Origin of the sequence: Spirosoma pollinicola (genome assembly GCF_002831565.1) — a bacterium.
GTDB classification, from domain to species: domain Bacteria; phylum Bacteroidota; class Bacteroidia; order Cytophagales; family Spirosomataceae; genus Spirosoma; species Spirosoma pollinicola.
This window is the reverse complement of sequence record NZ_CP025096.1, coordinates 5,491,715-5,516,831: the sequence shown is the minus strand read 5'-3', so window position 1 is coordinate 5,516,831 and position 25,117 is coordinate 5,491,715. Positions and strand designations below refer to the sequence as shown.

General features: G+C 47.1%; 27 protein-coding genes. 16 read left to right on the top strand and 11 right to left on the bottom strand.

Annotated elements, in window-relative coordinates:
* The first annotated feature begins 68 nt into the window (after positions 1 to 68).
* Positions 69 to 317 (top strand): hypothetical protein, encoded by a 249-nt coding sequence (locus CWM47_RS38800; protein ID WP_170069442.1) that lies wholly within the window; start codon positions 69 to 71, stop codon positions 315 to 317.
* A 171-nt stretch (positions 318 to 488) separates the two neighbouring features.
* Here CWM47_RS38800 and CWM47_RS40325 read toward each other — a convergent pair whose 3' ends face one another.
* The 3 genes from CWM47_RS40325 to CWM47_RS23215 all read right to left on the bottom strand — a co-directional run bounded on the left by CWM47_RS40325 (position 489) and on the right by CWM47_RS23215 (position 2,148).
* Positions 489 to 704 carry a DUF4926 domain-containing protein gene (locus CWM47_RS40325; protein ID WP_100990567.1) on the bottom strand — a complete coding sequence of 72 codons (216 nt, stop codon included), beginning with the start codon at positions 702 to 704 and terminating at the stop codon, positions 489 to 491.
* 12 nt (positions 705 to 716) lie between these two features.
* Entirely contained in the window at positions 717 to 1,052 is a 336-nt protein-coding gene (locus CWM47_RS23220) for a DUF6883 domain-containing protein (RefSeq protein ID WP_100990566.1), read from the bottom strand.
* Positions 1,053 to 1,125: 73 nt separating this feature from the next.
* The gene (locus tag CWM47_RS23215; protein ID WP_100990565.1) at positions 1,126 to 2,148 is read right to left on the bottom strand and encodes a LacI family DNA-binding transcriptional regulator; all 1,023 of its coding nucleotides are present in this window, start codon (positions 2,146 to 2,148) and stop codon (positions 1,126 to 1,128) included.
* Positions 2,149 to 2,573: 425 nt separating this feature from the next.
* Here CWM47_RS23215 and CWM47_RS38260 point away from each other — a divergent pair, with 425 nt between their 5' ends.
* From CWM47_RS38260 to CWM47_RS23190, 6 genes are all read left to right on the top strand, one after another.
* A complete protein-coding gene (locus CWM47_RS38260; RefSeq protein WP_157816050.1) occupies positions 2,574 to 2,738 on the top strand; it encodes a hypothetical protein in 165 nt (54 codons plus the stop codon).
* 79 nt (positions 2,739 to 2,817) lie between these two features.
* On the top strand, positions 2,818 to 3,129 hold the full coding sequence (locus CWM47_RS23210) for a hypothetical protein (RefSeq protein WP_170069441.1): 312 nt from the start codon (positions 2,818 to 2,820) through the stop codon (positions 3,127 to 3,129).
* 294 nt (positions 3,130 to 3,423) lie between these two features.
* Positions 3,424 to 4,086, top strand: a complete 663-nt coding sequence (locus tag CWM47_RS23205; protein WP_100990563.1) for a mannitol dehydrogenase family protein — start codon at positions 3,424 to 3,426, stop codon at positions 4,084 to 4,086.
* Positions 4,087 to 4,249: 163 nt separating this feature from the next.
* The gene (locus tag CWM47_RS23200; RefSeq protein ID WP_100990562.1) at positions 4,250 to 5,287 is read left to right on the top strand and encodes an aldo/keto reductase; all 1,038 of its coding nucleotides are present in this window, start codon (positions 4,250 to 4,252) and stop codon (positions 5,285 to 5,287) included.
* Between the two features lie 5 nt (positions 5,288 to 5,292).
* Entirely contained in the window at positions 5,293 to 5,649 is a 357-nt protein-coding gene (locus CWM47_RS23195; protein ID WP_100990561.1) for a VOC family protein, read from the top strand.
* A gap of 20 nt (positions 5,650 to 5,669) precedes the next feature.
* Positions 5,670 to 6,275, top strand: coding sequence for a DUF1684 domain-containing protein (locus CWM47_RS23190; RefSeq protein ID WP_100990560.1), 606 nt, complete (start codon positions 5,670 to 5,672; stop codon positions 6,273 to 6,275).
* Positions 6,276 to 6,737: 462 nt separating this feature from the next.
* On the opposite strand, the gene CWM47_RS23185 is transcribed toward CWM47_RS23190, so the two are convergent.
* Together CWM47_RS23185 and CWM47_RS23180 are read right to left on the bottom strand one after the other, a co-directional pair.
* Positions 6,738 to 7,187, bottom strand: a complete 450-nt coding sequence (locus CWM47_RS23185; RefSeq protein ID WP_100990559.1) for a hypothetical protein — start codon at positions 7,185 to 7,187, stop codon at positions 6,738 to 6,740.
* A gap of 115 nt (positions 7,188 to 7,302) precedes the next feature.
* Positions 7,303 to 8,358: a methyltransferase gene (locus CWM47_RS23180; RefSeq protein WP_100990558.1), complete on the bottom strand. Its 1,056-nt coding sequence runs from the start codon at positions 8,356 to 8,358 to the stop codon at positions 7,303 to 7,305.
* A 353-nt stretch (positions 8,359 to 8,711) separates the two neighbouring features.
* Between CWM47_RS23180 and CWM47_RS23175 the strand changes: the two genes are divergently transcribed.
* On the top strand, positions 8,712 to 9,983 hold the full coding sequence (locus CWM47_RS23175; RefSeq protein WP_100990557.1) for a neutral/alkaline non-lysosomal ceramidase N-terminal domain-containing protein: 1,272 nt from the start codon (positions 8,712 to 8,714) through the stop codon (positions 9,981 to 9,983).
* Positions 9,984 to 10,020: 37 nt separating this feature from the next.
* Here the strand turns inward: CWM47_RS23175 and CWM47_RS23170 are convergent, their stop codons facing one another.
* Entirely contained in the window at positions 10,021 to 10,704 is a 684-nt protein-coding gene (locus CWM47_RS23170; protein ID WP_100990556.1) for a hypothetical protein, read from the bottom strand.
* Positions 10,705 to 11,071: 367 nt separating this feature from the next.
* Entirely contained in the window at positions 11,072 to 12,433 is a 1,362-nt protein-coding gene (locus CWM47_RS23165) for a D-arabinono-1,4-lactone oxidase (RefSeq protein ID WP_100990555.1), read from the bottom strand.
* A gap of 323 nt (positions 12,434 to 12,756) precedes the next feature.
* Between CWM47_RS23165 and CWM47_RS23160 the strand changes: the two genes are divergently transcribed.
* The 3 genes from CWM47_RS23160 to CWM47_RS23150 all read left to right on the top strand — a co-directional run bounded on the left by CWM47_RS23160 (position 12,757) and on the right by CWM47_RS23150 (position 15,751).
* A complete protein-coding gene (locus tag CWM47_RS23160; protein ID WP_100990554.1) occupies positions 12,757 to 13,761 on the top strand; it encodes a bifunctional heptose 7-phosphate kinase/heptose 1-phosphate adenyltransferase in 1,005 nt (334 codons plus the stop codon).
* Positions 13,762 to 13,857: 96 nt separating this feature from the next.
* Positions 13,858 to 15,129: an AGE family epimerase/isomerase gene (locus CWM47_RS23155; protein ID WP_100990553.1), complete on the top strand. Its 1,272-nt coding sequence runs from the start codon at positions 13,858 to 13,860 to the stop codon at positions 15,127 to 15,129.
* Between the two features lie 139 nt (positions 15,130 to 15,268).
* Positions 15,269 to 15,751, top strand: a complete 483-nt coding sequence (locus CWM47_RS23150; protein ID WP_100990552.1) for a hypothetical protein — start codon at positions 15,269 to 15,271, stop codon at positions 15,749 to 15,751.
* Positions 15,752 to 15,832: 81 nt separating this feature from the next.
* Here CWM47_RS23150 and trxA read toward each other — a convergent pair whose 3' ends face one another.
* Both trxA and CWM47_RS23140 read right to left on the bottom strand, forming a co-directional pair.
* Positions 15,833 to 16,138: a thioredoxin gene (gene trxA, locus CWM47_RS23145; protein WP_100990551.1), complete on the bottom strand. Its 306-nt coding sequence runs from the start codon at positions 16,136 to 16,138 to the stop codon at positions 15,833 to 15,835.
* A 105-nt stretch (positions 16,139 to 16,243) separates the two neighbouring features.
* Positions 16,244 to 17,536 (bottom strand): bifunctional 3,4-dihydroxy-2-butanone-4-phosphate synthase/GTP cyclohydrolase II, encoded by a 1,293-nt coding sequence (locus CWM47_RS23140; RefSeq protein ID WP_100990550.1) that lies wholly within the window; start codon positions 17,534 to 17,536, stop codon positions 16,244 to 16,246.
* A gap of 211 nt (positions 17,537 to 17,747) precedes the next feature.
* Between CWM47_RS23140 and CWM47_RS23135 the strand changes: the two genes are divergently transcribed.
* The 3 genes from CWM47_RS23135 (at position 17,748) to CWM47_RS23125 (ending at position 21,234) form a co-directional block, all read left to right on the top strand.
* Positions 17,748 to 19,715: a T9SS type B sorting domain-containing protein gene (locus tag CWM47_RS23135; RefSeq protein ID WP_100990549.1), complete on the top strand. Its 1,968-nt coding sequence runs from the start codon at positions 17,748 to 17,750 to the stop codon at positions 19,713 to 19,715.
* Positions 19,716 to 19,745: 30 nt separating this feature from the next.
* The gene (locus CWM47_RS23130; protein ID WP_100990548.1) at positions 19,746 to 20,090 is read left to right on the top strand and encodes a YbaB/EbfC family nucleoid-associated protein; all 345 of its coding nucleotides are present in this window, start codon (positions 19,746 to 19,748) and stop codon (positions 20,088 to 20,090) included.
* Positions 20,091 to 20,208: 118 nt separating this feature from the next.
* Positions 20,209 to 21,234 (top strand): glycosyltransferase family 2 protein, encoded by a 1,026-nt coding sequence (locus CWM47_RS23125; RefSeq protein WP_100990547.1) that lies wholly within the window; start codon positions 20,209 to 20,211, stop codon positions 21,232 to 21,234.
* A 74-nt stretch (positions 21,235 to 21,308) separates the two neighbouring features.
* Here CWM47_RS23125 and CWM47_RS23120 read toward each other — a convergent pair whose 3' ends face one another.
* Positions 21,309 to 21,530, bottom strand: coding sequence for a PspC domain-containing protein (locus CWM47_RS23120; protein ID WP_100990546.1), 222 nt, complete (start codon positions 21,528 to 21,530; stop codon positions 21,309 to 21,311).
* Between the two features lie 338 nt (positions 21,531 to 21,868).
* On the opposite strand from CWM47_RS23120, the gene CWM47_RS23115 reads away from it, so the two are divergent.
* On the top strand, positions 21,869 to 22,075 hold the full coding sequence (locus tag CWM47_RS23115; protein WP_100990545.1) for a cold-shock protein: 207 nt from the start codon (positions 21,869 to 21,871) through the stop codon (positions 22,073 to 22,075).
* Between the two features lie 166 nt (positions 22,076 to 22,241).
* Here CWM47_RS23115 and lysS read toward each other — a convergent pair whose 3' ends face one another.
* A complete protein-coding gene (gene lysS / locus CWM47_RS23110; protein ID WP_100994005.1) occupies positions 22,242 to 24,017 on the bottom strand; it encodes a lysine--tRNA ligase in 1,776 nt (591 codons plus the stop codon).
* A gap of 209 nt (positions 24,018 to 24,226) precedes the next feature.
* Between lysS and CWM47_RS23105 the strand changes: the two genes are divergently transcribed.
* Positions 24,227 to 25,090 carry an SPFH domain-containing protein gene (locus CWM47_RS23105; RefSeq protein WP_100990544.1) on the top strand — a complete coding sequence of 288 codons (864 nt, stop codon included), beginning with the start codon at positions 24,227 to 24,229 and terminating at the stop codon, positions 25,088 to 25,090.
* The last annotated feature ends 27 nt before the right edge of the window (positions 25,091 to 25,117 follow it).

Below are 25,117 nucleotides of genomic sequence, written 5' to 3'. Positions count from 1 at the left end.
ATTTTGAGTGTTTTTCAACTCCCGGCTGTGGTAACATGGCCGGGAGTTGTGTTTTTATACCTGCCGTAATGAAGTTGATCTATGCAGTTAGAGAAGTACAACGAAGCGTTTATAATGAGAAGAAAATAATGTACACTCAATATATGAATGCGGAAACAGTAAAAAAGACGAGCCAGAAGGCGTTGAACAGATTGGACGATCCGCGCTTGGATGATATCTTTAAGAGTGGGGTTATATTTCCTGAAAAGTTGGCGCAGGCTAATGAGTTTTTGGCTAAACATCCTTTGCCTAAGCATTTGAGAAGGCGAAAAGCTTAATTAATGCCTGTATAGATTCACAGAAGCAACCTAATACAGATTACGTTATCAACCGCTAAAGGGCTATATAATTGCTGTGGAGACCCTCACTGCCAACTAAATACGAAAAGCTGATGAGAGCCTGTCAATCTTGCATCATATTGACTTGGGACGAACTGCCTAAAAGCGCGTTTACTCTACCATGTCCGCATGTAAATACACTTTCATGAATCCTTCAGAGCTGACAGTCGGCATGGCATAGGGTATACCGTTACGGTCTGCAAACTCCAGCAAGCACTGTCCATTAGGGCCCATGTCAATGACAACCCCGATATCCCCCCGGCGGAGGTTATGTTCAGGTATGGGCTTCGTAAGAGCGACAACGTCATGTAGTTTTAGTTCTTCCATTGCGGCTGTAAGTTATGTAATGATGTAACAACTGGTTAATCGTGGAAAGTTTTCGTCATCATGAATAATCCAACTTGTGCGAACCGTAGCAGTTTTGGATTTATGCGTCATATCAAAATCAACAACATACGTTTCTCCATAACCATTACGACCGGCATAGGAAGCGGAATTAAGTAGAACGGCGGTTAAAACAGTATCCCGCAAAAGTTTCCAGTTCGCAGCCGTTATGCCTAATGCCGAATTAAACACGCGAGCTTTATGCTTTCCGTAAGGATGTTCTGTATTCAGACAATAATCTAAAAACTTAGAATCATCAGCATAGGCCTGCTCGGCAAAAGGTAATAACATAGGCCTAAAAGCTTATTTCTTGCAAAATACTAATTTCTGATAAGCATTATATGCATACTTATCAATCCCAAACTTACCCATCTACCGGCCGGGTTGAATCCTGAATTACCAGCTCACCTTCCAGATTGGCCTGCGTGATAGTGTTGTTCTTCTTTATGCTCTCCAGTAAGATTTTCGTGGCCAGTTGACCCATTTCCACCAAAGGTTGCCTGATATATGTGACCGATGTGTGGAACAGGTTATACGATTCGGCCTGGTCGATGCTCACGACGGCTACCTGCTCCGGTACACTCAGGTGTAAGGCGTTGATCTGTTGCAGGCCGTAGAGAGCAAGTGTATTGGAGGCAAACAGGATGGCATCAACGGGTTTAGTGCCTGTTAACAGCTCACCAACTGCTTTGGCGATGTCTGCTCCCTCTGCATCCATGCGTAATTCCTTCACCAGCGTTTTACGAACCGGGATCTTATTGGCCTTTAACGCAGATAGATAACCTCGCTTACGCTCCATAATATTGAACAAAGCCGTGTCGAACGTAACCATCCCAATTCGGCGATAGCCCGAGTCAATCAGGTGCTGGACAGCTTTATAAATAGACGCGTAATTGTCCAATGCTACATAACTGGTTTTGAGGTCGGGGAAATACCGGTCAATCAAAACGAATGGAATGCCCTGCTTCTGTAGTTCGATTAGTTGGGGCTCGGCTCCTTCTGAAGGAAAAATCAGCAGCCCATCGACCTGACGGTCCAGCAATGTCGATATAAGCTTTTGGGCTTTCCTGGGTTTCTCATCTGAGCTTCCGAAGAGAACGGTATAGTCGTACTTCTCCGCTTCATCTTCAATAATGCGGGCAAGGGAAGAGGAGAACGGGTTTGAAATGTCGGCTACGACCAGCCCTATTGTAAACGTTTTATTCGTCTTGAGACTCTTGGCAATCTGGTTGGGCCGATAGTTGAGGGCCTGGGCCACTTCCCTAATTTTTTGAGCCACTACTTTACTGATTCTGTTTTCTTTTTGGTTATTAAGCACATATGATACAAGCGTTGTTGAAACACCTACCGTTTGGGCAATATCCTTTAAAGATGGCTTTCTGGTCATAGTGAGCAAACATAAGAAAAAGTCAATAAATAATTTAATCGTTTAAACAACTGACTTGTTTGAACGACATATGAAGTAACCGTATAATCACAAAAAAAGAATATTATTGGACGTTTTATTGTACTATTCTATTATTAGCAAGGTTAATTATAAAGAACTTTAGCCATTTAGGTGGTTTTTGGTTTAAACGTTTAAACCAATACCTTTTGGTTCACGTTTTATAGCTGAAACCCTGTAGTAAGTCGATGCGAACAGGCTTAGTAAGAGCGATTTAAACCTTCTGTCAACCACAGAAAGGCTACTTACCAAACGCTCAGAAATGTCAGAATGATTGCATACGACCACAGGCAAAATCCGGTCTGTAGCGTAAAAGAATCTGGTTAGTCAGATTCATCCGAGACGGACCCGTAAATAAGTAAACAGCAATGGAACAACATCAAATCAATAGATCGACAACGACCCTGGCAAGTCTGCGTGTGTCACTTCGAAAATCAGTTTTAACATTCATCAATCAACACGCGGGTGTGTTCGAAACACTATCCCGCACTCAGGCACCCTTTGGTGGGTCGTTACTGGCTGGCAACCGGTAATGCAGCAAGATAAAAAAGGAGCGGAAAGACTCGTCAGTACGAAGTAGTCGCTTCTGGTATAAACTTAATATCAACAGACATGAATCGTTTCTCAGTTTTATATATGTTTAAAGGACAGTATCACCACATTGGCGCTACGACCCATCAGGAAGCCCTGTCCATGTTAAACAACCTATCGACAAACACAAAACGGGTACCCGTCGGTATCTACGACGCCAAGACTGAACTCTTCGAGTGGGAACCCAGCCGCCAGCAAAACTACAATCAGGCGGATTTTGAAGAACAAGGCAAATTAGCCACGCAAATCATTACGATTGCGCAGTCGCTACGTCGCCGTGACGCCACCTGGCAGCCAGCCAGCACATTCAGAAGGCCTAGTTTCTTTGCCTAAGTAAGTAAATGAATAATGTAAAATCGATAATATTAAGTTTTAAAACACTGACTATCAATGAATTGCTTCTCGATAGCCATTATTCGTTTTACATTATTAATTGTCCATTTACTTAAAGTCAACGTACGTACTTAACGTGACCCTTGATACCCCTCATAAATCAAGGGGTATCCTTGAGCTATGCTCAACTGATTACCGTAGCGCTGGCAAGTCGGTTGTCTGCCTGTGCCTTCTCTACAGTAAAACAGTACTGCAACTACCAATCTGACATCAACAATCTTAATCTTCTTTCCGATGTTCACAACCATTCAGGAAGTATCAACGGAACCTACTAAGCTCCGTATTTTAAATACAGCCAATAGTCTGTTGGCCTATCCAGCTCTTTTGGCCGGGTACCGGTCTGTCCAAGAGGCTATTGCAAATGACTGTCTTAACGCTTATCTGCACACGTCTTTAGTGATAGCCGATAAATCACTGGGTGATTTGTCGGCTGACAATGATTTGGACGAATCAATTGGCCTGGCTGTCAACCACTTATTGAGTTTGGAGGTTTCCCATCCGTTAAGTGTGTTAAGTAGAGATGGCGCGTCTAAACTACCGGCCTTTGTTCTGCCTGTCTTGCTCGACCGGCTCGAACAGGGCAAAGAGGTATCATCCTTTGCCTTTCTACTGGCTGCTTACGGCCATTACCTGCAAGCGGGCGTCGATGACAAAGGGGAGGAATACACGGTCGATGAACCAGCATTAACCAACCACGATTGGGCAATTCTGGCCAATGGGGATGTAGTATCTCTTCTGGATATTTCGGCTTTTGCGTCGGCCGGGTTACGGTCGTTCCCGCAGTTTGTCAGTCAGTACAAATCGTACCGAAATCAGATTGCCTGTTATGGGCTTACCTTTTCGCTCAAACAGACCCTTTGTGCCTTCTGGGAAGAAGAGCCCGAAGCACATAGATAAACAAGAGTGTATTTTGTTGCCCTATTCGATAGCACCCAGCTACGCCACTTATTCGTTTACTGGAAAAGTGGCGTAGCTGGCGTAATTCTGGAAATAACAGGAACCGGAGCGGCTCTGTTTTTGTCTGGGAAACAACTACGAGTTTCCAGAAATCAATAGACATATGGAGTATAGGCAACTAGGTGCATCGGGTCTGAAGGTTCCGGTGTTGAGTTTTGGTACGGCCACATTTGGTGGTGGCAACGAATTTTTCAAAGCCTGGGGCAGCACCCAGGTGGAAGAGGCTACCCGGCTGGTAAACCTGTGTCTGGATGCGGGTGTAAATATGTTCGACACGGCCGATGTTTATTCAGATGGTCTTTCGGAAGAGATTCTGGGTAAGGCTATCGAAGGGCAGCGCGATAAAGTATTGATCTCGACTAAGGCTACGTTTCCGTTTGGTGCGGGGCCGAACAACCAGGGTTCATCTCGTTTTCACTTGCTAAAACAATGTGAAAGCAGCCTCAAACGCCTGAAAACCGACTATATCGACATTTATCACATGCATGGCTTCGACGGGGTTACACCCCTTGAGGAAACCATGCGCACACTGGATGATCTGGTGCAAAGTGGCAAGGTCCGTTACATTGCCTGTTCCAATTATTCGGGCTGGCATTTGATGAAATCGCTGGCTATTTCGAAGCAGTATGGCTGGAATCGCTTTGTGGCACATCAGGTTTACTATTCGCTGGTGAACCGGGAATATGAGTGGGAACTGATGCCGCTTGGCCTCGATCAGCAAGTGGGGGCTTTTATCTGGAGTCCGCTGGCGGGTGGTCGGTTGGGTGGTCGTTATGGCCGCAACAAACCCGCGCCAACGGAAGGTCGTGTTCTGGAAGGAAAAAGCCCGGTGCCGCAGGCTGTCGTACCCGAAGAAACGTTCTACAAAATTACCGATGCCCTGGACGAAATAGCTGCCGAAACCGGGAAGTCCGTTGCGCAGGTGTCGCTCAACTGGTTATTACAACGCCCAACCGTATCGAGCATTATTATTGGTGCCCGCAATGAGGAGCAACTCAGGCAAAATCTGGATGCGGTAGGCTGGAACCTGACAATCGACCAGACAAAGAAACTGGACGCTGCCAGCGATGTGCCAACCATTTACCCGTACTGGCATCAACGCCAGAACCTGACGCTGAATCCCCCCCCGAAATTTTACTAGGCCATATGATTCAGTTCAGCCGATTAGATCATATTCTTGTGTCCATTCCGGAGGGGAAAACTCGCGAGGCCCGGGCCTTTTATAGCGGGGTGCTGGGCCTTGCCGAAATTCCCGGCGATCACCCCGGCGGTGCGATCTGGTTTCAGGTTGCCGATATTCAACTGCACCTGCGGGAAGAGGCCGGAGGGAGCGAATCCTTGCGGCACCCGGCATTCGAAGTCAAAAATCTGGATGCGGCCAGACAGGAACTGGAGCAAAAAGGAGTTTCTATTTCTTACTCGTCGGATATTGACGGCCGGAAGCGGTTTTTTATCCGCGATCCATTTGGTAATCGAATGGAGTTTCTGGAATTTGTTAGCTAAACGGGTTTACTACTTCACACATGCGCTTTTTTATAGTCCTACTCACGAGTTTATTGACAACGGCGGCAGTTGCTCAAACACCTTTTGATGTGCAACTTGCCAAACACCGGGAGACGTATAAAAAAGATTTGCTGGCCACGTCGGGTGGGCCAATCTCGGAAGAGGGAGATTTAGCTTATGTGCAGTTCTACGCGCCCGATTCAACCTACCGCGTAACGGCTACCGTAGAGCGGATACCCAATGCAGAACCGTTCGAAATGCCCACGTATAACGGCAAAACAAGATCGCATGTGGCCTACGCATTGTTGACATTTAACTTGAACGGCAAGCCACAAAAATTGACGCTCTATCGCAATCTGAACGTCATCCGCATACCGGAATACCGCGATTATCTGTTCCTGCCGTTTAAAGATACCAGCTCAGGCAAGGAGACGTATGGGGGCGGGCGCTACCTTGATTTACGGACGGGAGAGATTCAAAATGGACATGTAACACTGGATTTTAATAAAGCCTATAACCCATATTGTGCCTTCAAAGAAGGATATCCCTGCCCAATTCCACCCAAAACTAATGTGTTAACCGTAGCTGTTGAAGCGGGCGAGAAAGCCTACGGAAAAGACCATTGATAGAGGCTTCTGCCTGTATTACGCGACTACATGGGGTAAAAAATAGAACACAGATGGTACGGATTATACGGATTCACGCGGATAAAATCCGTACAGATCTGTATAATCCGTACCATCCGTGTTCCTCTTATCGTCAAAATCCGTATTCACGTAAATAATTTACTGACTTGAGCTTGTATGTATTTAGATTCAGTCAACTAATTAAAGGTTTTTTAACCACAGAGGCACAAAGAGCACAGAGGTTTGATAGGACAAAAAGTATCCCGTTGAACCTCTGTGCTCTTTGTGCCTCTGTGGTTAAAAAACCTTTGTTAAACGCTTAAAATCAACTACATGCAGCATACGTAAATGATAGTTATTCACATTTTAGAAGAAAGCCCTATAAACCAAAATCCCCTTCCCTAAATCTGTTAGAACAAAGGGAAAGGGGATCCAGGCAACACGTTATATAGATTAGGTTGGTTATAATTTCACAAATGACAGGTGTTCATCTTCTGCTGGCTCTTTGTAGTCGAGCAGGAGATTCGAGGATGTCGATGCACTGTTCAGATTCCAGGTTCCACTGAGCATGTCGAATGGTTTCGATGTGCCCATACTAAGCGTTATAGAGGCCAGGCCGTTACCACCATAATAGGTTACCGCTGGTGAATATACCCATGTCCCTTTCGTCGTTTTGCCGTTATCAGTAGCCGTCACGCTCCCATCTGCCGAGAAAACGAAGCTTATGTTTTTAAAGCTGGACGATTTGTCTTCCGTACGTTGGCGCAGCGTTCCCACCGACCAGCTGCCCACCGGCATAACAGTCTTCACGTCAATTGCAGCCGTTGTTGCGGCAGGCACAGCGTCATCTGACTTTTTGCAGGAAAAAGTCGTAGTAACTAATACCGCTAGTAATAATACAACAAGTTTCATAGGTATAGCGCGTTTTGGGTTTATACCAATACGGAGAACTACCAGTTCAAGTTGCGTGAACTACTCAAAAAATTTTCGCAGATCGTTTTGCGCTGAGCGCGGGTTTCCACCCACGTTACGTAGTTTTCCTGGCCCAAATTAAACCGTAGTCCATTTGTGTAGGAATATTATCAGGCGTTGGTTGCAAGCCCGCTTCGGTGAACCAGCTTCGGTACTCAGCCCGGCTGTAGCATCGGCCTTTGGTTCCCCAGAATAGTTGAGCAGAATAGTCCGTTACGGGTAGCGGGGCGTCCAGTGCATCGTTCAGGAATGCATCATGCACCCATAACTCGCCACCGGGTCGCAGTGCCGAGGCAAACCGGTGAGCCAGTAATTGGCAGGTGGGTGTAGGCCAGTCGTGGAAGAGGCTGGCCGCCAGGAGAATATCTGTTTGGGGAAGTTCATCCGTAAGCATATCGCCTGGCAGTAAACGTACACGCTCCTTCAAACTACCAGCACCCGGACGATCACTATGGCTAAATTCATCCAGTATTTCGGCAGCTACGCTCAGTACCGCCGGGCGATCCAGTATAGTAGCCGTTGAGGCAGGATTGTTCAATAGCCATTCGTAGGTATAATAGCCTGTTCCCCCGGCTACATCCAGTAGGTGCCCTTCGCGTTTTGATAGGTTGGCAGCTACAATCGGCGACAGGTGTTTGGCGCGTCCGGCCAGACCAAGCGTGAATTTTCGGGATAGTTCGGGATCATCCATAGGGGAGGGCGCATCGCCCTCTTTTACGAATGAAATGCCTTCCGGAGTGTCCATCGGGCCATCATTTTTAAGCCGAACGGCCATTTCGACAGCCCCAATGTCGTCCTTTTCCAGACCGGTATAACCCGTTAAATTAGGTGTTTGGCTCGTTGTCAGATAGCGGCCCAGTTCGGTAATGAATAACCGGCCATCGGCATCATAAGCCAGCAACTGCATAGCACAGAGAGCTGGGAATAGAACCATAGCCGGGCGTTCGCTCAACCCAATCCGATTACGTAGTTCAGCTACTGAGAGCGGTTCACTGTTCAGTTGGTCAAAAACATGCAGGTGATGAACGGCTGCGACCAATAAGCGTGAGCCAAACATAGCCCGTAAATGACGGGTAATAGGAGCAAGGTCGAGTTGGGAATTGTTGAGCATTGTCGCTAATACGTTATAGAAAGTGTAGCTAACATAAACAGGCTGGCTGCTTCAGCTTAGTATAAACGGTTTTCATCCCAAAAAATACCGCTTGTTTCGTGAGGCTTGGGGAAAACGCCCGTTTTTTGATGCTAGAAGTGTCTGAAATCAGTGCGCCGATAGAATATACCTGCTTGGATGTGACGAAAAAATATGAAAGAATTCCATGCGTTGGCTGCTGATTGACCTGTCTCTTTCCAAACTAAAAATCCCTAAGTTGGACGAATTAGGCCGTAATTACGTTTAGCCTATTCGTATGAGCCAAATTTGCCTGATCATCCAGCTAAGGCATTTATTGGTAAAATAGAAAATATATGCGCCGTTATAGAGTCACACTCTTTGTTATAGCCCTGGTGGTAATTAATGTCCTGGGCCTAAGCTTTACGTTTGTTAGCCGGGATAGTTACAAAAGTTCGCTTTATTACCGATTCACCCGCCAGCGTTTTGCCTGGTTACTCAGCGATCCGCACCCTAAATACACCATTCAGGCAGGCTGGGCAAAGGTAACCATCAGTCCGTCGGGGGCTTCTTCAACAAGTAGAAAGGACTCCATTCAGACGCGGGCACTCGTTCTCGATAATGGCACAACACGAGCGGTTATGATTACCGTCGATTTGCCAATGATGCCGCCCACCGTTGCTCAGGCACTCGAAAAAAGGTTGCCTAAACTGGGTTTCGCCTGGAAAAATGTTTACCTGGGAGCGACCTACTCTCAGTCTGATCCGGGTGGTTGGGCCAGCGATTACATGGGACAGCAAAAAATGGGTACTTATAATGAACAACGGGTCAATCAATTGACAGAGGCTATTCTGAAAGCAGTAACCGTGGCCCAACAAACTAAAGAGACGGTCCAGATCAGGTATACCAAATCGGAGCGAGAGGGTCAAAAACAGCTATCATCTGGCGGAGGCTCACGAGCAGCAGAACCCGTTTATGTGCTCCAACTCCGTAAACAAACAGGCCAATCGGCGCTTATTTGCTCCGGTCTCGCCAGCGAGAACTCAACGGATTCGACTAATTCATTCTACTCGTTGGCCCAAGAGCTTGAAAAACAGACGCACTCGTTTACCCTGGGGCTTGTTGGCTCTATTCTGGATGCAGGCCAGCCTGGTTCGGTAAGCCAAAAAGATCCGGCTGCACTCGCGGCTCAACTAACCACCTTGCTGGATCGGCAACCGTTCCAAACCGACAGTACTTTAGTCGCTCAAACGACACCCCTTATCCAGAATGATCCGCACATTCGTGTTAGCCAATACGTTCGGCTAAAGCCCTGGTTAGCCAAAGCGCTCTACGGTGATTATCCCGCCGAACTAAAAGCCTTGCGCATAGGCCAAACCGTTTTTGTGGGATGCCCCGGTGGCGTATCGGCTGAACTGGGCAATAGCCTGCTGAACTTGCCCGTAGCGGCTCAACGACAGTTAGTTATCACCAGCTACAATGGCGGAAATCTGGGGCAGATCGTTCCCGATAAGTACTATTATGCTGAAAATAGTCCCTACGCGATTGGGCAAATCAATCGATTCGGTCCTCATACGGCCGAGTTTTTTAACGATATTACCCAAAGTCTGGTCAGTAGTTTAAAATAGCTGGCCAGTACGAGAAGATGGCTGTATCAGCGGTGGTCTAGTTTGGGGCATTAGCAACCCCTTTGTTCGAGGCTGCTTTCGTATCGGATTGTACCAGCCAGTTGTAGCGACTAATGACTACCAGACGACCTGGCAATGCCCGATCATTAATGTTATGCGTCTGTACATAGTGGTGCAGTTCCCGATCATAGGCCGTCATCAGTGGCGTATAAATATCCTGATAGTAGCGATTAAGGTTCAATAATTGCCCGGCATCATACACAAAGTAATCGAAGTGGTCTGTGTTCTGCGCCATGACTGGCTGATCGGTGGCGTGCGATGGGTGGCTGAACCAACGTTTCAGAAAGCCATGTGACTGTCTCATTCGGCGAATGACGGTCAATGACCCATCCATGCAGACTTCATAAAATACCTGGTTTGTACGGCCCTTATCTAGCGGTTTTACTAGCGAAACAAAATTCCGAAGCTTATGCACCGAGTAATCGAACCAGGCAAACCGCGCTACCTGATTCGCCGAAAATGTACGGATTCGACCGTTTTCCTGACGAAGAGATACCATCTCGGCGGCCCAATTATAAGATAGGTCGCCCTCTAGGGTTGTGTTATCCCAAAGCTCTAAATGCCCCGCTTTCCAGGGAAATTTAGGAGCCGACGCCTGAATTGACGAGACAAGGAAAAGTACAAACAACAAGGCAAATATGAACGTATGTAGAGTTCTCATAACTATGCATGTTTAGATTATGTATGAAATACTTTCAAAACCTGACCTACAAACCAATGCTATAAGTCTTGCTTCCTAATCAGTATAATCAATACCTAAATACTTTGTTATGCGCTATAAAATTGTCCTATAGCTAGTTTTTTAATTATAAAAAGATTGAATTGAACGGATTGAGGAAAAGAAATGTATAGTTCTATTTTTCTCTTTTTAGATTAAATTCCAGTCAAAATCAATAGTTAGCTAGTGGTCTGTAAATAATTCTATATCTCGGATGAATATAGGAATAGTACAAAAAAAGACGCCCCATTTTTAGGGCGTCTTTCATTCGTTTATCTCAACGATACATTGCATCACTATAACCAGCGGTCTAGGTCACCACTTTTGAACTGCCGTATAGATTCGTATCTAAAAAAGCGTTCCGAAACTTGCCTTTGGGGTCATACTCTTTTACCAGTTCTTTAAAGGCCGGGAGTTTTTCGTAGCGCGATTGCAACACCGATGGAGCCATAGTAAACAACTTGCCCCAGTGTGGGCGGGCTTTAAAAGGAGCCAGCTCTTTTTCGATCATGGGCAATACTTTCCTGACTGCGGCCCACTCCTGTTTCCAGGTAAAGTGAATAGCCAGGCTGGGTTGCTTGTAACACGGGCTCATCCAAAGATTGTCGCCGTCGATGGTGCGGAGCTCCGTAATCATCAGATGAGGGCTTATATGGTCCCGTAGACGCTCAACGGCCAGAATGGCCTCTACCGCGTTTTTACGGGGTACAAAATATTCTGATTGCAGTTCTTTGCCGCTGCTTGGGGTAAAGCCCATTCGGAAGTGCGGCATGCGTTCGTACCACGGGCCGGGCACGCCCATTTGCTCGGTGCAGTTCACAGCCGATAACTCAGCAATGGGGTGCAGGTTCTTTTTGGCCAGCGTTGCCCCAAAATACTCCGGTTTGGCATCCAGCTTCACGCCCTTGTCGATGCGCCGTTTGATCCAGACTTCGCTGATGCGGCTTTTCTGCCAGTCGGTAAACAGGCTTACACTATAACCGCCCGACACAATGGCTTCAAAGTGATCTTTCAGCTGGGCCATTGGCAGGTTTTCGTATACGTCCTGCCGCATCAGAAAGGTCGGCTCAACATCGAGCGTGACCTTTGTTACAACACCCAGCGCCCCTAAATGGACAACGGCCGCCCGGAACGTATCGCCGTCTTTAGCGCGGGACAACGTCCGAATATCGCCCGCTGCGGTAATGATTTCCATACCCGATACGGCTGTAGATAAGTTGCCGTTCTTTACGCCCGACCCATGCGTGGCCGTAGCGCAGGCGCCCGCAATGGAAATATGGGGTAACGATGCCAGATTGTGTAAGGCAAAACCTTTTTTGTCGAGGTAAGGGGCCAGCTGGCCGTATTTCATACTGGCGTCAACCGTTACGGTATGCGCGTTTGTATCGAGTGAAATGACATCATCCATTGCCTGGAGCGACAGGAAATTATCTTTACTATCAGCAATGGTATTGAAACAGTGGCGCGTGCCCAAAACCTTCAATTTGGGCTGTTTTTTGATAAACTCCTGCACCTGCGCAATGGATTTGGCCGGATACAGACGGTCGGTGCTATACTGTAGATTTCCCGCCCAGTTTTGCAGCTTACTGTCAGCAGTCCAGCTAAGTAATGGCGATAGAATAGGTGTTGCCAATAGCGTAGATGATAATTTGAGGAACGTTCTTTTTTCCATAGTACAAGGGTTTAACGCTAAACTAATTGGATAATTTAACAAATTAATCGCGTACAAATTAAAATCGGAAAAATACCGGAAAGGCATACGTGCCAAGTACTCAAGTACAACTAGTCTGGAGTATTCGGACTAGCTGCTTTTGTCATGCTGACGAAGGAAGCATCTTCGGGCTGACTAAAATAGACTCATCCGAAGATGCTTCCTTCGTCAGCATGACAAAAAATAACCTGATGTGTTTTCAATAAATTACTTGATTCATCTAGTGAGTAGCCAGCGGGTCAGAACTGGTTTTAAGACTGCTAGCTAAATTCCTGCCTTACTGAATGACACCATCTGAAATTACAGCACTTTTTAAACGATTTGAAACGATTAACGTAGGCGTTATTGGCGACTTTGCCCTCGATCTCTATTTTACCTTACAAACACAAACCGGCGAACGCTCGCTGGAAACTCACCGGGATGTTTTCTGGGGAAGTCGGCCCAGAGCTTCTCTTGGCGCAGCGGGCAATGTGGTTCAGAATCTGGCTGCTTTAGGCGTGTTGAATTGCCGGGTAATTGGCTGCGTTGGCAATGATCTGTTCGGACGCGAAATGCAGCACTTGTTCAATCAGTTGGGCGTAAACACGCAGCACCTGCATGTGCTTGATACGGGCTGGGATACCTGCTTGTATACCAAGCCCAATCTGAATGAACAGGAAGCAAATCGAATTGATTTCGGCGTGGCCAATCAGTTATCCGAGGCTCTGTTTACCGACCTTATAACAGGTCTGGAGGAGGCCCTTTCCGACTTGGATGTCGTTGTGATCAACCAGCAATTTGCAAACCCATTGCTCAGCAAAGAGCGGATGGGAGTGATAAATGAGCTGATGGCTCGCTTTCCAACCGTTCAGTTTCTGGCCGATATGCGCGATGTAGGAACGCTGGTGCGGGGAGCTACGCTGAAAGTAAACACCAACGAGTTAGCCAATTTTCTAACGATCGATGTGCCTGCGTCGCCCGACCTGGATTGGTGCGTTCAACATGGAAACGCCTTCCGGAAACAGTCTGGTGGTCCTTTGTTAATCACCCGTGGTGAGGCCGGAATTCTCTATCTGGACGATCAGGAAACGCAATTTGTGAAGGGCTTGCCGCTTCGAAGCGAACTCGATACTGTTGGCGCGGGCGACACCGTGGTGGCTACCTGGGCTGCTTGTCTCGGTGCCGGAACCACTCCCGCCGAAGCGCTGGAAATTTCTAATCTGGCCGCTGCTGTGACCGTTCAGAAGCTGAACCAGACGGGCACCGCAAGCCTGTCCGAAATTCTTGCTTTGCATAAAATCTATACATAATAGGCTCACAGATTGCACGGATTAAACGGGTTTCGCTGATAAGACCCGTGCTGATCCGTTTGATCCGTGCAATCTGCGGGTTATTCCTATCCTATCATGACGAACGAAACCCTGCTGCGGTGCCGTCAGGAACTGCACACTCACCTCACCACCGAATTGCTGCCCTTCTGGACAGCCCGAACCGCCGACCACATAAATGGCGGCTTCATCACCCACTTTGACGAATACGGAAACGATTCGGGCGAAGATGAAAAATCGCTCATCGCCCAAACCAGATCCATTTATACCTATGCCTCCGCTCATCGCGCAGTCTACGGCAACGGTGCTTTAGCCGAGCTGGCCCGGCATGGCGTAGAGTATTTGCTAGCGAAAATGTGGGATACCGAACACGGTGGGTTTTACTGGATGACCAACCGAAAAGGGGAGGTATTGAACGATCAGAAGATCGTTTATGGGCAGAGTTTCGCCATCTATTGCCTGAGTGAGTATACGCTGGCCACCGGCGACCCGCGTGGGGTCGATTATGCTCAGAAGGTATTTGATCTATTACAGAAATATGGGGCAGATACGTGTTATGGCGGCTATTTTGAGGTATTTGACCGCCAGTGGACATTATCGGGGCCGGGGGCTGCCGGAGGCAATCGCAAAACGCTCGATGCCCATATGCACCTGATGGAAGCCTTCACTGCGTTGTATGAATGCACCCGTCAGCCCATTCATCGCCGAAAATTGCTGGAAGTTATTAACCTGCTGGTTGGAAAAATTATGCACCCAATCTATGGCACGGGTGTGCCGCAGTTCTGGGCCGATTGGCGCGTAGCTCCCCAAATTAAGTTCGACGTGATCTGGGGTTGGGATCGCTTCACTGAAGACGGCGTTAAGCGGGAGGCCGAAGATAATACCAGTTATGGCCATAATGCAGAGTTCGCCTGGCTGCTGATTCATGCGTTAAGCATTCTGGAGATTCCTCATGAGACCTACTTCAATCAATTGCAAAAAGCCCTTTCACATGCCGCTGATTACGGTATAGACTGGGAGTTTGGGGGCGTCTTTGTCGAAGGCTCGCATGGGGGAAAGGTGTATGATCGGGAGAAAGAGTTCTGGCAGCAAGCCGAAGTACTTATTGGTTTTTTGGATGCCTATCGTCTTTTCGGTGATGAGAAATACTGGCGGGCTTACGAAAATGTTCACCGCTTTGTGCTGGATAAAATGGTGAACCATGAAGCAGGGGAGTGGTGGCCGCTTATGACCCGTCAGGGTGTGCCAATCTGGACGCACATGAGCCATTCCTGGAAAATTAACTACCACACAGTTCGATCGGTGGTGCAGTCGATCCGGCGGCTGGATAAGTTGTTGACTACCCGCTAGTTGTTATATAGATCAGACGTAATCGTAAAAAATAAGTACATATATAGAGTATATTGTTTTTAGAATAAAAGTGCAAAAAAATAGTTGTTTATTCTAATAACGTTCTATAACTTGACCGTTAACTAAACATTTTCTGGTCATGAAAACGCCACTTTTGGTAACCGCCTTGTTGCTGAGTACCGTGATGTGTGGGTTGGCCCAGGCCGACAACGATGCCATTAAACGTGTGTTGCGGAGTGAAACCGAGGGATTTTTTAAACGAGACAAAGCCGAGTGGTCGAATGCATGGGCACATACACCCTACATTCATTTTGCGGCCAACTTGTATGGGGGCGATTTTATGCTGATAAAAGGTTGGGATAAGCTGGAAAAACAGTTTGCCAGTCAGTTCAAAAGCTCCAAAGTATCGGATAAGGTAACGGTGCAAAATTCAAATTATACCATTCATCAGAATGGTAATATGGCTTTTGTTGCCTACGACCAAACGCTTGTGGATAGTCACGGCAAAACAGAATCTAAAGAGTCGCGAACAGTCGAGAAAATTAACGGACAGTGGAAAATCATTAATGTCACGGCGTTAACCAACCTGAAAAACTTTGGGTTAGCGCAAAATGCCAAGTAATACTGAGCGAACAGTAATTTCTAAAAGCAAAAACTCCGACCGCGTTTCCACGGTCGGAGTTTTTGCTTTATATACACGTTATCAGCTACCAAACTGTTGTACTAATCCTTCCAGCGTTTTCAGGTTCTGAACGCCCGACTGCCGCCAGACGATCTTGCCATCTTTAAACATGATCATGGTTGGAATGCTCCGAATCTGGTATTGCTGGGCCGCGGCCTGGGCTTTGTCGACGTCGATTTTAACAACGCGAACTTTATCGCCCGAGCGGTCGGTAAGTTGCTTTAAAATAGGGGCCTGTTGTTTGCAAGGCCCGCACCAATCGGCATAAAAATCGACCAGCACCGGTTTATCTCCGTTAATGAGGTCTTTAAACGATTGCTTGTTCATAGTTCGTAAAGTGGTTGATTCGTAAGTAGTGAAGTGGTGAAGTAATCGGGTGGCGGCTTTACTTATACACGCATTAACTACTTTACTACCTCACTATTTACTGGTCTACTGCTCTTCATTTACCGGCTCGTTCATAATGGTATGACCCATTTTGTCGCGTTTTGTTCGCAGGTAGCGTTCATTATGTGGGTTGGATTGAATTTCGACGGGTACGGTGTCGACAATTTCAAGTCCGTAGCCCATCAAACCGGCCCGCTTTTTAGGGTTGTTCGTAATTAGCCGAAGCTTGCGAACACCAAGGTCGCGCAGGATTTGAGCTCCTACGCCATAGTCACGGGAATCCATTGGCAGACCCAGGTCGAGGTTCGCTTCCACTGTATCGCGGCCCATTTCCTGAAGTTTATAGGCTTTCAGTTTATTAAGCAGACCAATACCCCGGCCTTCCTGAAACATGTAGACGACCACTCCTTTCCCTTCGGCTTCGACCAGCTCCATAGATGCATGGAGTTGGGCACCACAATCGCATCGACAGGAACCGAAAATGTCGCCCGTAACGCAGGATGAGTGTACACGAACCAACACCGGTTCGTTAGGCTCCCAGGTTCCTTTTATGAGAGCAAGGTGCGTATCACCCGTATTGCTTTGTTTGAAGGCAATCAAGTCGAAGTGCCCCCATTGTGTGGGCATATCCACCCCGATTTCGCGCCGGATCAGCGTTTCGGTGCGCAGCCTGTATTCAATTAAATCCTGAATACTAACGAGCTTCATATCGAATCTGTCGGCCATAAGACGTAGTTCGGGCAAACGAGCCATAGTGCCGTCTTCGCTCAGCACCTCGATCAGCACGCCAGCCGGTAATAAACCCGCCATGCGGGCCATATCCACGGCAGCTTCTGTATGGCCTGCCCGCCGGATTACTCCGCCTTCAACAGCCCGTAGCGGAAAAATATGGCCGGGTCGACCCAAATCGTCGGGCTTGGTGTTCGGGTCAACCAGTGCCTGAATGGTCTTAGAGCGGTCTGAAGCCGAAATGCCGGTCGTACAGCCATTACCGAGCAAATCGACCGATACGGTAAACGGCGTTGTATGAACAGAGGTGTTGCTGATTACCATCATATCCAGACCCAGTTCGTCGCAGCGTTCCTGAGTCAGGGGGGCACACATCAGGCCGCGGGCTTCGCGAACCATGAAATTGACCAGTTCGGGGGTAATCATTTCGGCCGCGCAGATCATGTCACCTTCATTTTCGCGGTCTTCATCATCTACCACGATCACGATCTTACCCGCCTTAATATCAGCAATAGCATCCTCAATTCGATCCAGCCGAATAGGAGTTGCCTCGCTCGAATTTCCCGGCACTTCGGGAGTGGTTTCAGAGTTGGTACTATTATTGCTCATTTTATTGGTTGGTGCACGTCAGTGCAGGTATCTTTGGTAAGCCGTTTTTGGCTTCGGTTTAAACGGAAAACTGATTTTAAGAAAGATACGTTTCGCCGGATGCGAAAATGTCCACCGAAGCCGTTTCTATACGTAGAAGCGATTTATATATACGAACGATAAAAAAATACTCTTCGTGCGAATTTTACGACCGTGGCCAACCAGGATTAAAGTGAAAACGAGTGGATTTCCTGCCAGTCTGGTTGCCTTATTGCTTTTATTGTTTTTGCCTGTAAAATCATTGTTGGCGCAGGATAATTATTGTTCGAAACCTCCGGCTGGTTCAAATCCGGGAGGTTTTACAGTAGTGAATGACAGAATATGCGTTGGGAGCACAGTGCAAATCAAAGCTGGAAGCGAACAGGCAGGCTTGACAAACACGGCTTATGTGTATGAGTATGATGGGAAAGGTCTTCCGAGTTCGTTTGACCAAAAGAAAAGCCATACCTATACTAAAACGGGGACATTTACTATTCTGCAGGTAGGGAACTTGAACGGATTTGATGCCTACGCCTGTAAAACTATTACCGTACTGCCACTCAACTCTGTCACCTTTAAAGTACTGGCTTGTTTGGGCCGACGAGTGACTATAACGGCTGACCCATCGACATTGGGCCAATATGACAGCTATACTGTACGGTGGGGCGATGGCGCTGTCGATAATTTTAGCCGGGCTGAGTTACAGGCCCAGCCATCACACACGTATAGTAATTCAAACCCTAATCCAATAACAGTAGAAGGGGTATATACGAACGCATGCAGCGGTACTCAATCAAATAGCAGTGTTCCCTATACCCTTTTATCGTCGGCAGATCAACCCGCTATTACGGCTTTAACTACAACGAGCGACAAAGCCATTGACATTACGTATCAGGCCAGCACGGGGGTAACTGTGCTGCTTTATCAGAAAATAAATGGTACTTATACCGCAACAGGGCAGAAGGGTACTGAAACAGGCACCTTTACCGTTCAGACGGATGCGAAACAGGTACAGTGTTTTCAATTAGTTACTCAGGACGCGTGCAACAGCACTCCATTGAAATCTGATGAGGTATGTAGTCTGGTGCTGGATGTTAAAGCTGCAAATAAACAGAACAACCTGAGTTGGCAACCCTATGCCGGTACAGGATCGTTACGTTTTTACGGGTTCAATCGGAACAGCGCACCCTTTCCTGCCAGAATAATTAACAAAAATACCAGCACATATGCTGATGATAGTTCTATCGACTGTGGTAACCAATACTGTTACCAGCTTGTCGCAACTATTGATGGTGTAGCACAGACGATCATTACGTCCAACAACGCTTGTGTAACGGGCATTAGTGGCGATATGCCGGGCGATGTTGTTGATTCATTTGTTACTATTCAGGATGGGCACCCATTGTTAATTATTACGCCACCAGCCAATATTGGTGCTACTGATAGTTACACGATGATTGTTAGTCGGGCATCTGGCTCTTCGGGTACTTTCCAGCCAATTGCCGCTCTTGAACGTATAAACAGGTATAATGATAATGCTGTAGATGCATCCAGTGGCTCTTATTGCTACCAGGTGACATATAAAAATAGTTGTGGGCTGGAATCCAAGCCATCTACACCCGTTTGTACTGTATTCCTGACGTCAAAATCGGCTACGGGGATTGACTGGAATCCAGACTCGCCGTTTGCACCGGAGACTATCGATCATTATACGGTAGAAGTAAACGACTTGATAAGTAGCCTCACTGATTTGATTTCCATAGGTAGCAATACGCATTACGAACCTGACCAAAACGACCCTAATCTGCAATCGAAGCGGTATCGAATAGTGGCAACTGATAAAAATGGGTTCGAAAGCTATTCCAATTATTACACGTTTCGGCGGGAATCTATGATTTTTGTGCCTGATGTCTTTACGCCCAATGGCGATGGAATGAATGATATTCTGCTGGCAAAAGGTATTTACGTTGATCAGTTTGTCATGAATGTCTACAGTCGCTGGGGCGAAGTAGTGTATAGCACAACCGATAAAACACAGGGTTGGGATGGGACTACAAACGGTCAGATTGCACCCGCCGGCCAATATATGTATCGCATTGAGGTCATAGACCTGACCGGTCTGAAAACTGTTCGCACAGGTGCTGTGTTATTAGTACGATAAGCAGTGATACGTTGATAACTGACTACAAGTATGAATATGATGGATATGTTCGGGAAAATGAAGGAAGTTCAATCCCGAATGAAAGATGCCCAGGAAAACCTTAGCACCGTTATAGAAACGGGCGAATCGGGGGCAGGTTTGGTGAAAGTGACGGTTAACGGACTGAAAAATGTGCTGAAAATCGAAATTGACCCCGATCTGATCAAGTCGAGCGCGACCCCGGCCGCAGATCGCGAAATGCTACAGGATCTTATTGTAGCCGCCACCAACAAAGCAATGGGTAATGTAGAAATTAAAGCTCGCGAACAACTACGGCAGGCCACTGAAGGACTGCTGCCAAATATCCCCGGCCTGAATCTGGATGGGTTAATGTAGTAAAGAATTAGTAGGTTTACGGTTTATAGTTTATGGCGATGGGTGTAATACGCGCTGGTGTTGGCCAGCAGTAAACTCAAAACGATAAACTGTAAACTGTAAATTATAAAAGCACTTTGTGGATACCCTTGCCATTGTTATTCTTAATTACAACGGGCAGCCGTTTTTAGCTAAATTTCTTCCTGCGGTTCTAGCCAATGCCGATGGGCATCCGGTTTACGTAGCCGATAGTGCCTCTGTCGATTCATCGGTTTCATTTCTTAGAGCTACCTTCCCCACCGTTCGTATCATTGAGCTTCCCCGCAATGAAGGCTATGCCGGTGGGTATAACCTTGCTCTCGAACACATACGAACACACTACGGTGGAGCCAGGTATTACGTGCTTCCTAATTCTGATATTGCCGTAACACCCGGTTGGCTGTCGCCGGTGCTGGCGATGATGGAGACCAATCCAAAAATTGCTGCCTGTCAGCCAAAAATCAGGTCTTATGATCAGCCTGCCTTATTTGAGCATGCCGGTGCTGCCGGGGGCTTTGTCGACTGGCTGGGTTATGTATTTTGCCGGGGACGCGTTTTTGCCACGTTCGAAGAAGATAGGGGTCAGTATGACGATAACCGACAGGTGTTCTGGGCCACGGGAGCGTGTCTATTTATGCGGGCTGAGGTGTTTCACGAAACCGGTGGTTTCGATGGGTCATTTTTTGCTCACATGGAGGAAATCGACTGGTGCTGGCGTATACAGCGACTCGGTTACGAGGTTTGGGCGTGCGGCCAGTCGACGGTTTATCACGTTGGGGGCGGTACACTTCACAAGTCCAATCCGCATAAAACGTACTTGAATTACCGCAACAGCCTGTTTATGCTGTACAAAAACTGGCCAGCTGATTTCTGGCTATGGCCTAAAATTATGTTTCGTTTAATACTCGACGGACTGTCAGCGATCTTATTCCTGAAAGTTGGTCAATGGCGTGATGTATGGGCAATTATAAGGGCGCATTTTGCCTTTTATGGCCGCTTACCACAACTCCATCGCGAGCGCAAACGGTTAAAAGCTCAACAAACAACAGAGGTACCTCTATATCCAGACAGCATAGTCTGGAAGTATTTCGCCGAAGGGAAAAAAACGTTTGGCGAAATAATGTAAGATGTATGATATCTGATTTATGATATAGTCAGTCAGATACGCAAAAAGTAATACGCCCTACATCATACATCTTTTCACAGTTCCCAAACTGTTGGATGGGCGTGTCGGCGGAGGTGCTTTTTCATTTCCATCCAAAACGCCAGGATCAGGTACAGAATGACTGGCGAACCGAGCGTTAAGAATGATGTATAAATAAAATACAGCCTGATACTACTGGCCGAAATATTCATTTTCTCTCCCAGTCGTGAACAGACGCCAAATACCTGATTTTCAACAAAATATCTGATCTTATCCATGCCTTTGGTTTGCGAAGTGTATATATTCAGGTAAATCTTTATTCTGGTAAATTAACGGCTCTAGTAAATAGATTGTTTGCCGTTTACACAAAATGCCCATATAAACGCAGTGAAAATAGCTAAAAAATAGCCTCTATCTACTTGCGGTAATAACATTTTTCTTTTCTTTGTATTATAACGACATCGATGCCTAAAAAAGGGCTACATCGTTTTTATGTCCAACAAATATCGCTGATTTTACGAATGTATCTACTGATTTAGATATCCGGCTGTGTAGTTCGCGCTCTTTGTTGATAACTGACCCTTTAAGTTTTTAATTGTTAAATTGTTTAAGTTTTATGCAAACAGGTGTAGTAAAATTTTTTAACGAAAGTAAGGGTTACGGATTCATTGTTGAAGACGATACCAACCGGGACATCTTCGTCCACATCACCGGCCTCAACGGTACAACCATTCGAGAGAAAGACCGGGTTCAATTTGAAGTGGTTGACGGCAAAAAGGGACTGAACGCCGTAAAGGTGAAAAAGATAGATTCAGAGTATTAAGTCTTCAGCGCGTCTTGTCATGTATGTATAACCCTCACCTTACATCAGGCGAGGGTTATTGTTTTAAGTTAGTAAGTAGGGCGGTAAGTGAATGGTCAATGGATAAACCCATACTTGTGCTAGCCCGTTGACCAATCACTTACTACTCCACCTACTTTTAACTCACTCACTTTTCCCCTATCCAGCCTTTCACCTCATCGAGGGTTGGCATTTTAGCGTCTAGCTTCAGTTTCTTGCGCACACCACCCAAATCGTTAAATAACTTGTTTGGGTTGGCAGCCTGAAGTTGATCTACCGTCATAAAGCCTAATTTCTGTAAAGCCGGAACCCACTCAGGCGCAACACCAGCCGCAATGAAATCGCTCTCGTCAGCTTGCTCCTGCTTCTTTTCGGGGCGCATCTGCGGAAAAAACAACACATCCTGAATAGACGCCTGATTGGTCATGATCATAGCCAGACGGTCGATACCCAGACCTACACCCGCCGTTGGCGGCATACCATATTCGAGCGCCCGCAAAAAGTCCTCATCAAGAACCATCGCTTCTTCATCGCCCCGTTCGGCCAGCCGCAACTGTTCCTCAAACCGCTCGCGCTGGTCGATAGGGTCATTTAGCTCAGAGTAGGCATTGGCAATTTCTTTTCCGTTACAGATCGCTTCGAACCGCTCAACCAGGCCGGGTTTGCTCCGGTGCTTCTTGGTCAACGGCGACATTTCGACGGGGTAATCGGTAATGAACGTCGGCTGAATCATGTTCGGCTCACAAGCGTCGCCGAACAGCTCATCGATCAGTTTCGATTTGCCCATGGTGCTATCCACTTTGATAGCCCGCCCTTCTGCTACCTGTCGAAGCTCATCTTCTTCCATTGTCGATACATCGACGCCGGTATATTCCTGAATAGCCTCGAACATGGTGAGCCGTTTCCAGGGGCGCTTGAAATCAATAATGTTTTCGCCTACCGTCACCTTTGTTGTACCCGCAACATCCAGCGCTACTTTTTCGACCATCTCCTCAATGGTGTCCATCATCCAGAGGTAATCTTTGTAGGCAACATAGAACTCAACCTGCGTAAATTCCGGGTTGTGGGTACGGTCCATACCTTCATTCCGGAAATCTTTGGCAAACTCAAACACGCCGTCGTAGCCGCCAACGATCAACCGTTTCAGATACAATTCATTGGCAATCCGCATATACAGCTTCATGTCGAGCGAGTTGTGGTGTGTGCTGAACGGCCGTGCCGTTGCGCCACCATGAATAGGCTGTAAAATTGGTGTTTCAACCTCCAGGTAGCCTTTGGCGCTCAGAAACTGCCGAATGGAGTTGACAAGTTTGGTACGTTTGACGAAAACGTCGCGCACCTGTGGGTTCACGATCAGATCCACATAACGCTGCCGATACCGCTGTTCGGGGTCAGTAAAGGCGTCGTAGGTCTCTTTTTCACCTTTCTCATTCACAACTTCTTTTACCACCGGCAACGGGCGCAACGATTTGTTCAGGATTTTGAATTCACGAACATAGACCGATAGCTCACCGGTTTTGGTTGTGAACACGTTTCCCCGAACGCCGATGATATCGCCAATGTCGAGTAGTTTTTTAAAGACCGTGTTATACAGCGTCTTGTCTTCGCCGGGGCAGATGTCGTCGCGCCGAAAGTAGAACTGCATCCGGCCCGTAGAATCCTGTATCTCGGCGAACGACGCACTACCGCTGATACGGAACACCATCAACCGGCCTGCCAGCTGGATGTTTCCCCAGCGTTCATCGCCCGAAAAATCCTGTTCGGGTTCAACTTCTGTACCGGGGCCTTCGGTTTGAAAAGCCGCCCGTATGTCGGCGATGGTTGTATTTACGTCAAATAACTCGGCGGGGTAGGGGTCAATGCCCATCCGCATTAATTCTTCGCGCTTTTGTCGGCGATTTATTTCCTGTTCACTCAGCAGCATGATAGTCAACGAGTCGGTCAGCCAGAAAGCCGACCAGTATTTAAGGGTGCAAAAATAGTGAAAAGGATTGGCGTTTATAGTGATAGCGTCAAAGAAGCCGTTGATGGAATTCCCGAACCGTTCTTCCAATTTTCTCTAAAGTGAACGAGTTTTTGTATATCATTGTGCTATCAAAATGATATCAATTATTTGAACTAACTTTTACGGTCATGCAGGAGAAAAAGCTTACGTCCGTTTCCGGGTACCTATTTTTATTAGCTGCGTTAGCCTGTTTTGGGTTGGCTGGTCTTGCGTTTTATGGATTGTTCAAGGAGTACGGTCCCATTCCGGGAATAATTATGCTCCTTTTGGGCTTTTTCATTTTAAAAGGCATCGTCATTATTTACCCGAAAGAGGGGATGACGGCTACCTTCTTTGGCGACTATGTTGGGACGATTAAAGAAACGGGTCTGCGCTGGGTGAATCCACTTTATAATAAGATAAAGATTAGCCTGCGGGCTCGTAACCTGAACGGCCAGACTTTGAAGGTCAACGATAAAATGGGTAACCCCGTTGAAATTGCTGCGGTTGTAGTCTGGCAGGTGAAAGACACGGCCAGGGCGCTATTTGAGGTTGACAACTACGTAAATTTCGTCCAGATTCAGTCCGAAGCTGCCGTACGGAAGTTAGCTAACTCCTATGCGTATGACCACATGGAAGATGAAACCTCATCGGTAACATTACGTGATAGTACGGGTCAGATTAACGTATTTTTGGAACAGGAATTAAATGAACGACTCGAACGGGCCGGTGTCGACATTATTGAAGCCCGCGTTAGTCACCTGGCTTATTCATCCGAAATTGCTGGTGCCATGTTGCAGCGCCAGCAGGCATCGGCCATGATAGCGGCACGTCGTTTAATTGTGGAAGGCGCCGTTGGTATGGTTGAAATGGCGCTGGAGCGACTTGAAAAAAATGGCGTAATTGCGCTGGATGAAGAGCGCAAAGCAGCTATGGTAAGCAATCTGCTGGTCGTGCTCTGTGGTGAGAAATCAGTTAGCCCGGTTGTCAATGCGGGAACGTTGTATAATTAAGGAGAAAAGGGAAGGGAGGGAAGAGAA